Genomic DNA, 1,151 nt, shown 5'->3' with positions numbered 1-1,151 from the left:
GCTGGCCGCGGCCCATGCGGCGGGGGTCGTGCACCGGGACGTCAAGCCGGAGAACGTCCTGCTGGACATGGAGGGGCCGCTGGGCCCCGGCGGCTCGCACCGGGCGCTGCTGACGGACTTCGGGGTGGCCAAGCTCATCGACACCCCGAAGCGGACCCGCGCGACGAAGATCATCGGTACGCCGGACTATCTCGCGCCGGAGATCGTGGAGGGGCTGCCGCCGCGGGCCGCCGTGGACATCTACGCGCTGGCCACGGTGCTGTACGAACTGCTGGCGGGCTTCACCCCGTTCGGCGGGGGACATCCGGGCGCGGTGCTGCGCCGGCACGTCACGGAGACGGTGGCGCCGCTGCCGGGCATCCCGGACGAGCTGTGGCAGCTGCTCGTGCAGTGCCTGGCGAAGGCGCCGGCCTCGCGGCTGCGGGCGTCGGAGCTGGCGGCACGGCTGCGGGAGCTGCTGCCGATGCTCGCGGGGATGCCGCCGCTGGACGTGGACGAGCCGGACGTGGACCCGGTGCCGGAGCCCGACGACGAGGCCGGTGCGCAGCCCCTTGCGGAGACGGCCGGGACGCGGGTGCGGCGCCGGGGAGCGGTTCCCCTGGTGCCGGGGGCGAGGCCGGACTCCAACCGGGACACGCACACGTCGATGCGGGTGCCGACGCCGGACGAGCTGGCGGGAGGCGCACGGGGGACCGCACGGGTGCCTCGGGTGGCGGGTGTGCCGCGGCCGGGCTCGGCCCGCCACCGGGCCGCGGCACGGCGCCGCCGGCTGACGCTGGGGGCCGCGGGCGTGCTCCTCGCGGCGATGGTGGGAGCGGGGATGTGGTGGGCGTCCTCGGACGACGAGGTGCCGTCGAGCCCTCCGGCGGACTCGGCGCCGCCGACTCCCTGACCCTCCGGCGGCACCCTCCGGCGGCCCTCGGGCGGCCTTCCGGCGGCCTTGCGGCGGACCGAGGAGCCGCTGTCCGGGGCCGCGCCCCGGATCCCGGCGGGCCGCGCCCCGCGGCCCTTGGCGGGGCGCCGCCGCCCTTCCGTCCCTCCCTCCGTCCCCTCTGCCGCTTCTCGCCTCTTCTCCTCTTCTTCTCCTCTTCTTTTCATTTCCTTCCGCCCTCTCCGCCGCGCGGAATTCCCCCTCCGCCGCCCCGCAGGAC

1 protein-coding gene is annotated in these 1,151 nt (G+C 76.8%); it reads left to right on the top strand.

Annotated features, from left to right (window positions below):
• The coding region (locus tag CCN35_RS27480; protein ID WP_086794705.1) for a protein kinase domain-containing protein at positions 1-892 on the top strand (892 nt) is incomplete at its 5' end.
• Between the last annotated feature and the right edge of the window lie 259 nt (positions 893-1,151).

It is taken from the genome of Streptomyces thermovulgaris, assembly GCF_002155915.1.
GTDB lineage: Bacteria > Actinomycetota > Actinomycetes > Streptomycetales > Streptomycetaceae > Streptomyces > Streptomyces thermovulgaris.
This window is presented reverse-complemented; position numbering and strand designations above follow the sequence as displayed.